General features: G+C 41.9%; 7 protein-coding genes and 1 pseudogene. 3 read left to right on the top strand and 5 right to left on the bottom strand.

What is annotated here, in order from left to right:
* Positions 1–186: 186 nt before the first annotated feature.
* From RM368_RS10790 to RM368_RS10800, 3 genes are all read right to left on the bottom strand, one after another.
* A complete protein-coding gene (locus tag RM368_RS10790; protein WP_322694071.1) occupies positions 187–351 on the bottom strand; it encodes a GGDEF domain-containing protein in 165 nt (54 codons plus the stop codon).
* A 215-nt stretch (positions 352–566) separates the two neighbouring features.
* Positions 567–1,418: a bifunctional class I SAM-dependent methyltransferase/HIT family protein gene (locus tag RM368_RS10795; protein ID WP_322694072.1), complete on the bottom strand. Its 852-nt coding sequence runs from the start codon at positions 1,416–1,418 to the stop codon at positions 567–569.
* A 66-nt stretch (positions 1,419–1,484) separates the two neighbouring features.
* On the bottom strand, positions 1,485–2,285 hold the full coding sequence (locus RM368_RS10800) for a Uma2 family endonuclease (protein ID WP_322694073.1): 801 nt from the start codon (positions 2,283–2,285) through the stop codon (positions 1,485–1,487).
* A 248-nt stretch (positions 2,286–2,533) separates the two neighbouring features.
* Between RM368_RS10800 and RM368_RS10805 the strand changes: the two genes are divergently transcribed.
* Positions 2,534–6,394, top strand: coding sequence for a HEAT repeat domain-containing protein (locus RM368_RS10805; RefSeq protein ID WP_322694074.1), 3,861 nt, complete (start codon positions 2,534–2,536; stop codon positions 6,392–6,394).
* Between the two features lie 36 nt (positions 6,395–6,430).
* A pseudogene (locus RM368_RS10810) lies at positions 6,431–6,544 on the top strand (type II toxin-antitoxin system HicB family antitoxin); the annotation flags it as partial.
* Between the two features lie 95 nt (positions 6,545–6,639).
* Here RM368_RS10810 and RM368_RS10815 read toward each other — a convergent pair.
* Positions 6,640–8,796: a polyribonucleotide nucleotidyltransferase gene (locus tag RM368_RS10815; protein ID WP_322694075.1), complete on the bottom strand. Its 2,157-nt coding sequence runs from the start codon at positions 8,794–8,796 to the stop codon at positions 6,640–6,642.
* A 101-nt stretch (positions 8,797–8,897) separates the two neighbouring features.
* Positions 8,898–9,443 (bottom strand): N-acetyltransferase, encoded by a 546-nt coding sequence (locus RM368_RS10820; protein ID WP_322694076.1) that lies wholly within the window; start codon positions 9,441–9,443, stop codon positions 8,898–8,900.
* A gap of 143 nt (positions 9,444–9,586) precedes the next feature.
* Here RM368_RS10820 and RM368_RS10825 point away from each other — a divergent pair, with 143 nt between their 5' ends.
* Entirely contained in the window at positions 9,587–14,248 is a 4,662-nt protein-coding gene (locus tag RM368_RS10825; RefSeq protein WP_322694077.1) for an SNF2-related protein, read from the top strand.
* Positions 14,249–14,269: the final 21 nt, after the last annotated feature.

Here is a 14,269-nt window from a genome sequence, read left to right on the forward strand (position 1 = left end):
ACGCGCCCAACAAGAAGCGCAACGCGCCCAACAAGAAGCGCAACGCGCCCAACAAGAAGCGCAACGCGCCGATGTTGCAGAACAACGGGTTCGACAGTTGGCGGAACAATTAAGAGCGCTGGGAATAGATCCAGATAATCTGGCCTAACTGAAATATTTTGCAATATTTTCAACAAAATCTAAAAATTAGGCGGTCACTCTACCTGAAACCGTTGTATGTATTTGTTTACCTTCAGATTCCAACCGCGCAGCTTGAAACGATAACCGGATGTGTTCGGCGTGCTGAAATGCTTTCTCTTGTGTCAGCCCAGATAAAACCAAAACAAACTCCTCACCACCGTATCTACACACAATGTTTTGAGAGTCGCTGTAGTGGCGAAGAAGGTTTGCAAATGCCTGAATTACGCGAGATCGCCAGCCTGAGCCGACATACTCCAGCTTTTACCAAAATATTTTTTCTCAAAGCAAAATTGCTGCTGCTTCCATTGCTGCAACTGTAGCGTATCCTGCGATCGCTAGCATCATTTAAATATAATTTTGAATCCTGAATCATTACAGAAAAACTATTATTTTTTAGGAATAACGTTCCTGATTCCACTTTTAGCAGAGACAGTATCACCTTTGTAGCGAGGGATGATATGAATACTGGCGTGCATAATATTTTGACCAGCAGCTCGATTGATATTCATTCCTACATTAAAACCATCAGGTTCAAATTCACTTTTGATAATTTTTTGGACTTTGTTCGCCATAAACCAGCAAGCAGATTGCTCTTTTAATGAAAGTTCAAAATAATTGCTAACATGAAGTTTGGGAATAACTAAAACATGACCTTTACTGATTGGATAGCCATCAAAAATAGCATAAGCTGTTGCTGATTCAGTTAATAATTTTAGATTTTTGTGGGGATTACAGAATATGCAATAGTTAGATGAATTTCGCTGATGATTATAGTGAACATACTCATATACTTCTCGATATTCATCTAAGCAAATTGAAGTAAAAGGAAGTTTTGCAATACATTGATAAGTAGGCTTTTTATGGACATAATGTTCTCGAAATCCTTCCCTTTTGATATCCCTTCTTACAGCATAATAAGCTTTGCCTCCTGGTTTTAATAAGTGTGATACTTCCATTAAAACATTAGTTTGTTCTTCGGGAAATAAAACATTTAAAACATAAAAGCAAATTATGGTATCAAATTTCTGATCGGGATATTGTGGGAAATAATAAGGGTCATAGCCTGTAATATCACAACCTTTTTGGCGCAATATTTTAACATCATTACCAAAGCCACAACCAAAGTCTAGTATTTTGCCTTGGAGAAGATTTTGATTTAATAAAAACTGTGCCGGAAATGACAGATAACTTCTTTCGATCGCAGTGAGATGGCTGAACTGATTTTTTTGCTGTTTCATAGAATGAATTTTGGTGCTGATGTCCCAAAATTATTATTCCCAGCATTTCTGTAGGTTATGCGATGTCTACGATGGGCTATTCAAAGTCGCATCAGGGTCAATACCTAGCTCACGTAACTTAGCAGCTAATATCTCAGCACGCTGGCGTTCTTGTTGGGCGCGCTGGCGTTCTTGTTCAGCGCGCTGGCGTTCTTGTTCGGCGCGCTGGCGTTCTTGTTCGGCTTCTTCGCTACTCCACAACAGTAAATTTCCTTCTGTATCCCACCAGCGCAGCCAATTCATGGTTTGGCATAATCTTTCACCTTGCCAAATTCCGAGAAATAACTCTAACTCAGGAATCCAAAAGCGTCCATTCGTGTCTGCTTGCTGCAAAGTATATTGTCCATTTTGCAAGCAGCGTAGTTCTATGCTTGGTTCGTAAGGGTCGTAGGTTACGTAAGTTGGAACTTGCAGAATCTTTTCGTAATAATAGAGTTTACCGTAGGGTGGAGTTGAACGGACTGATAATTCTCCACCTTCTGTATCTGAGAGAAATTCCATCACTACAGCCACAGCAGCACCTTCTAAATTTGGGGTGTAGCTGCGACGAACTACATTTGTTCCCACAGACTGCACTTGAGGAACGTAAAACCAGTCTGGGGCTTTGACAACGATTTTTTTGTTGACTGTGGCTACAAGTCCAAAATTAGAGCCAATCAGCATCTGGGGTTGGATGCGTCCTGTGCTTCCCAAAGCATCGGTAAGCGCAGCAGCGATCGCAGGTTGTTGAATATTTTCCACTGGCTCATCTGGTAAAATGAAGTCGGCTGGAAGTGCTTCCCAAGTAACAATTGGTTCTTTTTGGATGGGGTTAACTTGTAGAACCATAAAATTATTCCTAATATCAATGCACAGTATATAGTTATTTTTAACAAATCTTCAGGTAGCCTTGCTCTTAAGCTTAGAAGTAAGGATAATGTTCCTGTTAACTATATCTTTGTGCGATGGCAGCATATAAAACCAGATAATCTTAAGTTTTGGATGAGTAGACTCGCACTCCTTAAAAACCCAGAAATCTGGAAATATTTCTCTAGCAAGTGTATATACTCGTAGTCAAGCACTTAGCAGGCGTGAGTATGATAGTTGAGTGGTTCACTCTCTGGATTGGTCAAAAAACGGTTGGATTTCTTGTCAAAACTATTATCAGCGAAGAGTTTCTCAAGGATTTAGTCAAGGACTACGCTAAAGATTTTTTCAAAAATATCTTTAATAATGCTGTAACTGCGCCCTTTAAGCAAGAAGCGCTTAAGCAAGAAGCGCTTAAGCAAGAACCGTTTCAGAAAGCTGTAATCATGGCGCTGACAGAATTTTTGCAATTGATGCAGCAGCAGTTAAAGGTTCGTTGCAAGCTTTCTGAAGCTGAAATTCAAAATTATACTGAAGATATCAAAATGTTTATCCGTGATAAGTCGGTTAAAGAAATTCTTGGTCAGGCTTTTGATATTAAATGTGATTCTCTAGATTTTAAAACATTCGCAGATAGTTGGAAAAGACTTCAACTCAAACCTCTCCCGCCTAAATTTAACTGGCAAACCATTACAGACCAGTATCTCATACAAGTCCAAGATATTCTTTCGGATTCAGAAGAATTACGCTATATCTTGGAACTTCAAAAATTATCTAGTATTGATAAAATTTTAAAAGAAAACGCTGATATTACCAAGGATTTTAATTTACTGCAATATTTAGAAGCGATTCGTGAACGCTACGGTAATCTGAAGTTAGATAGTTTAGAAACTACATCCCGCGAACATCCGGTAAACTTATGGCAAATGTTTATCCCGCAAAATGTGCGGCAAGTTTATCAGGTTTTACCAGAACTGCCTAAAGAACATCTCCGCAGGCTACAAGAAAGTAACCAATTAGATACGGAATTTGAAATAGAAAAATTTCAAGAAGAAACAGAACGTTATCAACGCACTTATTTTGAGCAGCCAATCCGTTCAGTATTAGATGTTATCCGAGAGAAGCAACGTAAGAATTATTTAGTTATTTTAGGCGATCCTGGTTCCGGCAAGTCTACATTGTTGCAATATCTAGCGTTGGATTGGGTAGAAAAAACTCTCGAACAGAATGATTTTAATCTGCCAATTCCTTTGCTAATTGAATTACGCAATTATATGCGCGATCGCGATACGGGTAGTTGTAATAATTTTCTTCAATTTTACCATAATAGTCCCAATTGTTTTTATCACCTCAATCAGCATAAATTGCATGAACAGCTAAAGGCTGGTAACGCTTTAGTCATGTTTGATGGTTTGGATGAAATCTTTGAACCGACGAAGCGGGAAGAAGTCATTACCAGTATTCATCGCTTCACAAATGAATATCCCGATGTGCAGGTAATTGTTACTTCTCGGATTATCGGCTATAAGCAGCAACAATTGCGAGATGCAGAGTTTCGTCACTTCATGTTGCAAGATTTAGAATCAGCACAGATTAAAGATTTTATTCAACGTTGGCATGATAAAACTTTTAGTCAAGCCGAAGAAAGAGATAAAAATATCAAACAAGAGCGTTTACAAAGAGTAATTAATGAATCAAAAGCAATTGCAGAATTAGCACAAAATCCTCTGCTGTTAACCATGATGGCAATTCTCAATCTCAAGCGTGAATTGCCCAGAGATAGAAGTGAACTGTATAAAGATGCTTCAGAGGTTCTGCTGCATAATTGGGACGACGGACGCAATTTAAAACCCGATGAACGTCTGGACATTATTGATTATAAAGATAAACAGGCAATGTTGCGTCAAGTTGCTTATCTTATGCAAACCAGTGAAAAAGGTTTAGCTGGTAACTTTATCTATGCAGATGATTTAGAAGCAATCTTCACTAAATATCTGCAAAGCATACCAGTGAGTGATGCCAGAGACAAAGCCAGACGGTTGATGAAACAACTGCGCGATCGCAACTTTATTTTATGTTTCTTGGGTGCAGATTACTATGCCTTTGTGCATCGGACTTTTTTAGAATATTTCTGTGCTTGGGAGTTTGTCTGGCAGTTTGAGAAGGAACGCAGTATTACAATTGAGTTTCTCAAAACTGAAGTTTTTGGCAAACACTGGCAAGATGAAACTTGGCATGAGGTATTGCGGCTCATTGCGGGAATGATTGAGCCAAAATTTGTTGGTGAAATTATTGATTACTTAATGGTGCAAGATGGTGAAGAGCAAAAATTTATCAACTTGTTTTTAGCTGCTAAGTGTCTTGCAGAAGTGAGAAATCGCTTGGTGATTGCATCAGTGGCTAATAAATTGCTTAACGAACTAAAAGACTTAACTAAATACGATCTATGGTACTATTACGAACTTTATGATGATGAAGAAGAAACTGAGCTAGTTCAGGAAATTCGCACTCAAGCAGTTGCAACAGTCGCTGCGATTTGGAAAGATAACAGCGATACCTTACACTGGCTCAAAGACCGCGCCACTGCTGATGATGATGAAAATGTGCGACGTGCAGCTATCGAAGCATTAGCCAGCAATTTCCCAGATGACCTAGACACCCGCTCGTTTCTGAAAGACCGCGCCACTGCTGATGATGATGAAAATGTGCGACGTGCAGCCATCGAAGCATTAGCCAGCAATTTCAAAGATGACCCAGATACCTGGTTGTTTATCAAAGACTGTGCCACTGCTGATGATGATGAAAATGTGCGACGTGCAGCCATCGAAGCATTAGCCAGCAATTTTGAAGATGACCCGGACACCCGATCGTTTATCAAAGACTGTGCCACTGCTGATATAGCATGGGATGTACGATATGCAGCCATCGAAGCATTAGCCAGCAATTTCAAAGATGACCCAGACACCTGCTCGATTCTCAAAGACCGCGCCACTGCTGATCATGATTGGGATGTGCAACGTGCAGCCATCGAAGCATTAGCCAGCAATTTCAAAGATGACCTAGACACCCGCTCGTTTCTGAAAGACCTCACCACTGCTGATGATGAAATGAATGTGCGATGTGCAGCCATCGAAGCATTAGCCAGCAACTTCAAAGATGACCTAGACACCTGCTCGTTTCTGAAAGACCGCGCCACTGCTGATCATGAAAATGTGCGAGGTGCAGCCATCAAAGCATTAGCCAGCAATTTCAAAGATGACCCAGACGCTCGGTTGTTTATCAAAGACTGTGCCATTGCTGATGATGATAAAAATGTGCGATGTGCAGCCATCGAAGCATTAGCCAGCAACTTCAAAGATGACCTAGACACCTGCTCGTTTCTGAAAGACCGCGCCACTGCTGATCATGAAAATGTGCGAGGTGCAGCCATCAAAGCATTAGCCAGCAATTTCAAAGATGACCCAGATACCTGCTCGATTCTGAAAGACCGCGCCACTGCTGATAATCAATGGAATGTGCGAAGTGTAGCCATCGAAGCATTAGCCAGCAATTTCAAAGATGACCCAGATACCTGCTCGATTCTTAAAGACCTCACCATTGCTGATAATGCATGGAATCTCCGACGTGCAGCCATCGAAGCATTAGCCAGCAATTTCAAAGATGACCCAGACACCCGCTCGATTCTCAAAGACCGCGCCATTGCTGATAATGAAGGAAATGTGCGACGTGCAGCCATCGAAGCATTAGCCAGCAATTTCAAAGATGACCCAGATACCCGCTCGATTCTCAAAGACCGCGCCACTGCTGATAATGAAGTGAATGTGCGACGTGCAGCCATCGAAGCATTAGCCAAATACTTCAGAAATCAGCCTGAGTTGTTTGAAATTTACTACGATTGCGCTGTCAATGATCCTTTTGAGCGTAACAAATATTATGAAACCAACCCTCGGCGCATTGCACTGGAGATAATTATCAAGCAATTTCCTCAGTATTCCCAGACTTTACCACTGTTGCGTGACAAAGCAGAGAATGACCCAGATGAAGAAGTGCGAGAGTTTGTTCAGCAGAAGTTGGCAGAATTAGAGAAGTAAAAGAGTTTCAAAAATATAAAAATTTCAAATTGGTATTACGAAGAAGCTTTCAAAAATGCTCAATAAGTTTTAGAAATGCTGATTGAATCATCTTTGGCTGACGGTCAACCTCTACCAGAGCCAAAAAAATTAGAAAAGTCGTTAAAATAATTCGTAATTTATCAAATTAGAGAAGCATACGGCGATGCCTTCACGATAGGCATCGCGGATTTTAGATTTAATCTAATCTAAAATCCCAAATCGAGTTACCGATTCACCGCCGCTGCTTCTCTTGCTGCTGCTGCTTGATCTGGGTGGATACCCAAACGAGTGAGATTAATCCGACCTTTGTTATCAATTTCGCGCACTTTGATAATCACTTCATCGCCCACCGCTACTTCATCCTCAACTTTGCCAACGCGGTAGTCAGCTAGTTGAGAAATGTGAATCATGCCTTCTTTTCCTGGCAAAAATTCCACAAATGCACCTATCGGTATAATCCGAGTAATGCGTCCGGCATAGACATCCCCTTCGTGCAACTTGCGGGTCATGCCTTGGATGATATTTCTGGCTCTCTTGGCCTTGTTCTCATCCACAGCGGAAATTGTCACGGTGCCATCATCTTCAATGTCAATTTTTGCACCAGTTTCCTCTGTGATTCCCTTAATAGTCTTGCCTCCAGGCCCGATGACCAAACCAATCATGTCTGAATCAATCTTGATTGTTAACAGACGTGGAGCATAAGGTGAGGTTTCAGTCCGTGGTGTGTCAATGCAGGCGAGCATTTTCTCCAGAATGTGCAACCGGGCTGCTTTGGCTTGGTGGACGGCTTGGGCTATAACCTCCAAAGACAAACCGGAGATTTTCATATCCATCTGCAAGGCGGTAATCCCGGTATCCGTCCCGGCAACTTTGAAGTCCATGTCGCCCAAAAAGTCTTCAATGCCTTGGATGTCGGTCAGGACTCGTACTTCGTCCCCTTCCTTAATCAAACCCATTGCTGCGCCACTAACGGGTTTGAGAATTGGTACACCAGCATCCATCAAGGCGAGAGTGGAACCGCAGACTGAACCCATTGAGGTGGAACCGTTGGAAGAAAGTACTTCCGACACGATGCGAATCACGTAGGGAAATTGTTCTTTTGACGGTATCACAGGTATTAGCGCTCGTTCTGCTAATGCCCCGTGACCAATTTCGCGCCTTCCTGGGGCCCGCATTGGCTTGGTTTCTCCGACTGAGAACGGCGGGAAGTTGTAATGATGCAGATAACGCTTGTGCTGGTCTAGCTGCATGTCATCGTTGAGGTTTTGAGCATCCCCTGGCGTACCCAGAGTACAAGTGGATAATACCTGAGTTAGTTCTCGGTTAAATAAACCGCTGCCGTGGACTCGCTTTGGTAAGACATCAACTAAACAAGAAACCGGACGCACTTGATCGAGTTTACGACCATCAACGCGGACGTTATCTTCGATGATTTGTCGCCGCATGAAGTGTTTGGTAATATCTTTAAAAGTGTTACCAAGTGCTTTTTTATTTGTAGTTGCGGCAACTCGAATCGGGTCTTCTTCTGGCAGTTCGGTAATCGTCGCGGCAATTTCATCCTTGACGACATCTAAAGCTGCATCGCGTTCGGGTTTGCTCAAACTAAATTGAGACAGGATTTTCTTAATCTCGCCACTAGCGCGATCGCGGATATAATTTTCTAGGGTTGGGTCTACTTCTGGTGGTGCTTCTTGCACTATTACTAGACCCAGTTCGGTGATTAAATCTTGCTGCGCTTTGATTAAGTCCCGCACTGCTTCATAACCGAAGTCAATCGCCTCGAGAATATCTCGCTCTGGCAACTGATTGGCTCCCGCTTCCACCATGATCACGCCATCTGGTGAACCAGCTACTACCAGATCCAAGTCTCCGGCTTCAATTTCTGCATAGGTGGGGTTGATGATGAAATCATCTCCTACTAAACCAACCCGCACTGCTGCCATTGGCCCATTAAAAGGAATCTGGGCAATCAAGGTAGCAATGGAAGCACCTGTAACTGCTAACACATCGGGTGGTACTAACTCGTCCATCGACAGCGTTAAGGCAATAATTTGCAGGTCATCCCGCAACCATGAAGGGAACAAAGGACGCAGGGGACGGTCTATAAGACGGCTGGTGAGAATTGTTTTTTCTGGTGGACGACCTTCTCGCCGCATGATCCCGCCGGGAATCCTACCAGCGGCATATAGCCTTTCTTCATAATCTACAGTCAGGGGAAGAAAATCAATGCCTTCTCTGGCTTGCGATCGCGTAGCCGTCACTAAAACGGATGTGTCCCCTGATTCTATCAAAACCGACCCACCTGCCTGGGGAGCTAGTAGGCCTACTTTCAGTCGAATATCCCTTCCATCGAAGGATATTGACTTATCAACTTCTGCCATTCAGTTTTTTTTCCTTCTCTTTCGCTATTCTCTTTCTGTGGCAATCCTAACATTTATGCCCTATGGCTGACTTCTAGTACATACAAAGATAGACAAGTCGTTTAACGCAAAGTGTGATACAAGATTAGTGCGTCTACTACCTGCCCATTTTCTAGCTTCGCCGCGCCCGGAATTCGCCCAATAATCTCAAATCCTAACGACTGCCAAAGTGTAATTGAAGGTATATTAGTCTCAAAGACCAAATTAAACATCACTGCTTCGTAGCCCAGATTTGCTGCGATCGAAAGCATAGCCTCTCCCATGAACCGTCCTAAACCCTGACCGCGTAATCCAGGTTGTACAATAAAACCAGCGTTGCAAATATGGCTACACCGACCGGGAAAGTTTGGCTTTAAATAAAACGCCCCTAATATTTCTTTTGACTTGTATGTAGGTTCTACAACAGATGTCCTGACAACAAAGGCATCCTTGCTTAACCAGTAAGCTGAAAATTCTGTAGGAGATAGAGGTTGCTTTTGAGGATAAGTTTTACCTTCAACAATTACAACATTGAGTAACGATCTGACAATCTCTTTTTCTTGAGGATGCATATAATCAAGTTCCACTAACATCCCGGTTTTTAAGACTTTAATTAGGGGAAAATTCATTATTAACAATGTTTATATGGAATAATTACTGAAATATTTATTATATGAGAAATTTAGGCAATAAATTTTGTTGAGAAGATACAAAAAGTAGAATAATTGTGATTTGAATTCTAGAGTTTTGGGAAAATCTGAGTAGTTAGCAAATGGCGATTTTACACTGTAATTGGTTACTAAAAAATCAAAATGGTAGTTTATTTATTTGGGGGGAAACTTGGCGATCGCCACGAGTGAATTTCGAGTCTAATGGATCTGGAGATATCCCAGTACATCCATTGGCAATGACATTGGTTGAGTTGAGTGAGTGGTTGCGTTCCCAGAACATGGCAATTACCAACTTCATTCAGCAACCTCAAGTTGCGATGCTTGCGGGGGGCAAGGCGATCGCAACTACTAAGCGAACGCGCAAAGCGGCCAGTGCGCCTGAGATCGGTTTACCAACACACTCTCAAATCATTGCCCTACCAACTTATATAGAAGGTAGCGATCAAGGAACAACAGCGATTTTCCCTGTACATTCTGCTAGCTTAGGGGAAAATACAGACTCCCCGCAATATTTGCAACCGTGGCGAGTTGAAGGTTTTTGTCTCAACCCCAGCGAAGCAGTAAAATTTCTCGCCGCGATTCCCCTAAATGCTGCTAAAGGGGAAGATGCTTTTTTGGGTGGAGATTTACGCTTTTGGTCGCAGGTTGCCCGATGGAGTTTAGATTTAATCTCCCGATGTAAGTTTTTACCAACAATTGACCGACAATCAGATGGTGCATTTTCTGCCAAATGGCGAGTACTTCTAGATAGTGCTGTAGATGGAACCCGCCTAGAAAGATTTTCTGGGAATATACCGTTGATTTGTCGCACTTATCAAGAGGAAGTGGGGACTGAGGAGGAGTTTCCTCAATCCCTACTTTATGTAGACTTTCCCACAGAACCTCAAGAATTACTTTTGGGATTTCTCAACAGTACGATAGATGTCCAAGTGCGAGAAATGATGGGTTCTCAACCTCCAATGGAAGCTAAGGCGATCGCATCTTTACCATCTGGGGTGCGACAGTGGTTGCCAGCCTTAACTAGTGGATCTGGTACAGTTAATGCAGATGCAATTGAAATGGAACGGCTGGAAGCGGCACTGAAGGCTTGGACTATGCCGCTACAATACCAGTTAACTCTTAAAACTCAATTTCGTACCTGTTTTCAACTGCGTTCTCCAGAGTCTGGCGAAACAGATTGGACATTGGCGTATTTTTTGCAAGCAGCTGACGATCAAGAGTTTTTAGTGGATGCAGCAACTATTTGGAACAATCCAGTTGAACAATTGGTTTATGAAAATCGCACAATTGACCAACCACAAGAAACATTTTTGCGAGGTTTGGGGGTAGCTTCCCGTTTATATCCAACAATAGTAGCCAGTTTTGAAACCGAATATCCCCAATTTTCTCGTCTCACCCCCATCCAAGCTTATGAGTTTATCAAAGCTGTAGCTTGGAGATTGGAAGACAGTGGTTTAGGAGTAATTTTGCCTCCCAGCTTGGCGAATCGCGAAGGATGGGCGAACCGTTTAGGTTTAAAAATTACAGCCGAAACCCCAAAGAAAAAGCAGGGACGTTTAGGTTTGCAGAGTTTACTAAATTTCCAATGGCAATTGGCAATTGGCGGACAGACCATTTCCAAAGCCGAGTTTGATAAACTTGTGGCTTTAAATAGTCCGCTAGTGGAAATTAACGGTGAGTGGGTAGAATTGCGGCCCCAAGATATCAAGACAGCCCAAACATTTTTTACCACTCGCAAAGACCAAATGGCGCTTTCCCTGGAAGATGCTTTGCGTCTGAGTACAGGAGATACTCAAGCAATTGAAAAGTTACCAGTAGTCAGCTTTGATGCATCTGGGGCATTGCAAGAGTTGATTGGGGCATTAACAAATAATCAAGCGATCGCACCTTTGCCGACACCAACAGGCTTTAAAGGACAGTTGCGACCTTATCAAGAACGTGGTGCTGCTTGGTTGTCATTCTTGGAACGTTGGGGTTTGGGCGCGTGTCTCGCCGACGATATGGGACTCGGTAAATGCGTAGCCAATGATACTCTAATAAATATAAATGGACTGTTACGCACAGCCGAGACAATCTGGACAACTCACGCAGGAGAAACAGAATTTGACGGCGAAGGATTTTGGTCTAACCCCACAGAGCAATTACTAGTTAATTCCATAGATGAAAAAACTGGCAAAATTGTCCAAGCTAATGTCAGACGATTGTATCGGCAGCAAGTCTGCGAAAAATTGCGAAAAATCACGCTAGAAGACGGTAGCAATATCACAATCACTCATCGTCATAAGTTATTAACAAGTAAAGGTTGGACAAATAACTTACAGGTGGGTGATTACGTTTGTGTCCCAGGTAAAACGCTCTGGAATGGACAACTACAAGACCCTGATTTAGTCAAGTTTCTTGCTTGGCAGATTGCAGAAGGGCATGAACTACCAGATGTGGGAAGAGTCACAATATCTCAAAAAGATACCAAAGTATTAGAGGATCTACTCCAGACTTGTCAACGCATTCAAAAGCGCTATAACCTCAAAATTAACAGCCCTAATATTTCTACCTTCCCTAATAGAGTTTCTGCTCTTCGAGTTAACAGCCAAGCCTATCGGCGATTCTTAGAAGCTAAAGGTTATGTTTGGGGTAAATTATCGGCAGAAAAATCGATTCCGCCGTTCATTATGCAAGCAGATTTGGATAGTGTGCGGATATTTTTACAAAACTATTTTGATGCTGAATCTGCCGTTGTTTTGAGTATGGGGAGTATTGAAATTGCTACAGCTTCAGCTTTACTGATTCAGCAACTTTCTGCATTATTGCGTCGTTTCGGCATTTGGTTGCGAATATCACCCAAACTGAAGTGTGCCACTAATGGAACTCGCACTTTTCGCACCTACTATATTGGTGTAATTGGAGGAAATTCTGCCCGCAGATTTATCCAAAAAATTGGTTTTAATAACTCAGAAAAACAGAGCAAGTTAGAACGAATTTGTCAACTGGTTAGCAACACAAATATTGAAGGAATTCCTGCTTCTGATATGGTTGCCCAAACAGTCAGGGGAACGAGGCTACCGTTGCGGCATTTTGGGATGCACAACACTGTTTACATTAATGGCTCACAGCAATTTTCTAGAGATAGTTTACAGCAAGTAATAGCTGGGATGAGCCAGATGATTAGTGGAGAAGCCCAAGAACAATATCAGCTACTAAAACCTTCTAAATGGACAACTCAAACATTGTCAGCATATAGCAACCTAGATGTAGAACAGTTGAGCTTAACAAGACAGTCTTTGCAATGTCTTCTCGACCAAGAGGTATTTTATTGTCGGATTGAATCTATAGAGGAGATAGATTATGAGGGATGGGTTTATGACTTTGAAGTTAGCGAACATCATAATTTTGTCGCTAACAATATTCTTTGCCATAACACTGTCCAATTCATTGCTTTTCTGCTGCACTTGAAAGAACAGGATGTACTAGAAAATCCAACACTATTAGTTTGTCCAACTTCAGTTTTAGGCAACTGGGAAAGGGAAGTCAATAAATTTGCACCAAGCCTGAAAATTTTGCAATATCACGGTGACAAACGTCCAAAAGGTAAAGCGTTCTTAGAAGCAGTGAAAAAGCATGATTTAATCGTTACCAGTTACTCATTGCTTCATCGAGATATCAAGTCATTGCAAAGTGTCTCTTGGCAGATAATAGTTTTAGACGAAGCCCAGAATGTGAAAAATCCAGAGGCGAAGCAGTCAAAAGCAGTCAGGGAATTAGAAGCGACATTCCGCATTGCATTAACGGGGACACCAGTAGAAAATAGACTGCAAGAGCTATGGTCTATTTTAGATTTTCTCAATCCTGGGTATTTAGGGAATAAGCAATTTTTCCAGAGGCGGTTTGCCATGCCAATTGAAAAGTATGGCGATACAGCTTCTTTGACTCAGTTACGTTCATTAGTGCAACCATTTATACTGCGGCGATTGAAAAGCGATCGCGAGATCATTCAAGATTTACCAGATAAGCAAGAAATGACCGTATTTTGCGGTTTAACTGGCGAACAAGCTGCACTTTATCAACAAATTGTCGAACAATCTTTAGTAGAGATAGAATCTGCTGAAGGATTGCAACGTCGAGGGATGATTTTGGCTTTACTAATCAAACTCAAGCAAATCTGCAATCACCCAGCCCAATATTTGAAAGAAGTGACATTAGAGCAACATAATTCAGCCAAACTTCTGCGCCTAGAAGAAATGTTAGAAGAAGTTTTAGCAGAAAGCGATAGAGCTTTAATTTTCACACAATTTGCTGAGTGGGGTAAATTACTTAAACCCTATTTAGAAAAACAGTTAGGACGAGAAATATTCTTTTTATATGGCAGCACCAGCAAAAAACAACGTGAGGAAATGATTGACCGTTTCCAACACGATCCTCAAGGGCCACCAATTATGATTCTTTCTTTGAAAGCGGGTGGAGTAGGACTGAATCTAACACGAGCTAATCATGTATTCCACTTTGATAGATGGTGGAATCCAGCCGTAGAAAATCAAGCTACAGATAGAGTATTTCGGATTGGTCAAACCCGGAATGTGCAAGTACATAAATTTGTCTGCACAGGCACTTTAGAAGAAAAAATTCATGACATGATTGAAAGTAAAAAACAATTGGCTGAACAAGTTGTGGGTGCTGGGGAAGAATGGTTGACTGAACTGGATACAGACCAACTTCGCAACTTACTAATACTCGATCGCAGTGCAGTAATTGACGATGATGCAGAATAATTTCGTAGTCAGGACTAAACA

Source organism: Nostoc sp. DedSLP03 (assembly GCF_034530815.1).
Taxonomy (GTDB): Bacteria; Cyanobacteriota; Cyanobacteriia; order Cyanobacteriales; family Nostocaceae; genus Nostoc.

What these genes read in the sequence shown, in the direction of transcription:
- RM368_RS10820 (WP_322694076.1), bottom strand. Translation starts at nt 9,443, where the DNA reads ATGAATTTTCCCCTAATTAAAGTCTTAAAAACCGGGATGTTAGTGGAA.
- RM368_RS10795 (WP_322694072.1), bottom strand. Translation starts at nt 1,418, where the DNA reads ATGAAACAGCAAAAAAATCAGTTCAGCCATCTCACTGCGATCGAAAGA.
- RM368_RS10800 (WP_322694073.1), bottom strand. Translation starts at nt 2,285, where the DNA reads ATGGTTCTACAAGTTAACCCCATCCAAAAAGAACCAATTGTTACTTGG.
- RM368_RS10825 (WP_322694077.1), top strand. Translation starts at nt 9,587, where the DNA reads ATGGCGATTTTACACTGTAATTGGTTACTAAAAAATCAAAATGGTAGT.
- RM368_RS10815 (WP_322694075.1), bottom strand. Translation starts at nt 8,796, where the DNA reads ATGGCAGAAGTTGATAAGTCAATATCCTTCGATGGAAGGGATATTCGA.
- RM368_RS10805 (WP_322694074.1), top strand. Translation starts at nt 2,534, where the DNA reads ATGATAGTTGAGTGGTTCACTCTCTGGATTGGTCAAAAAACGGTTGGA.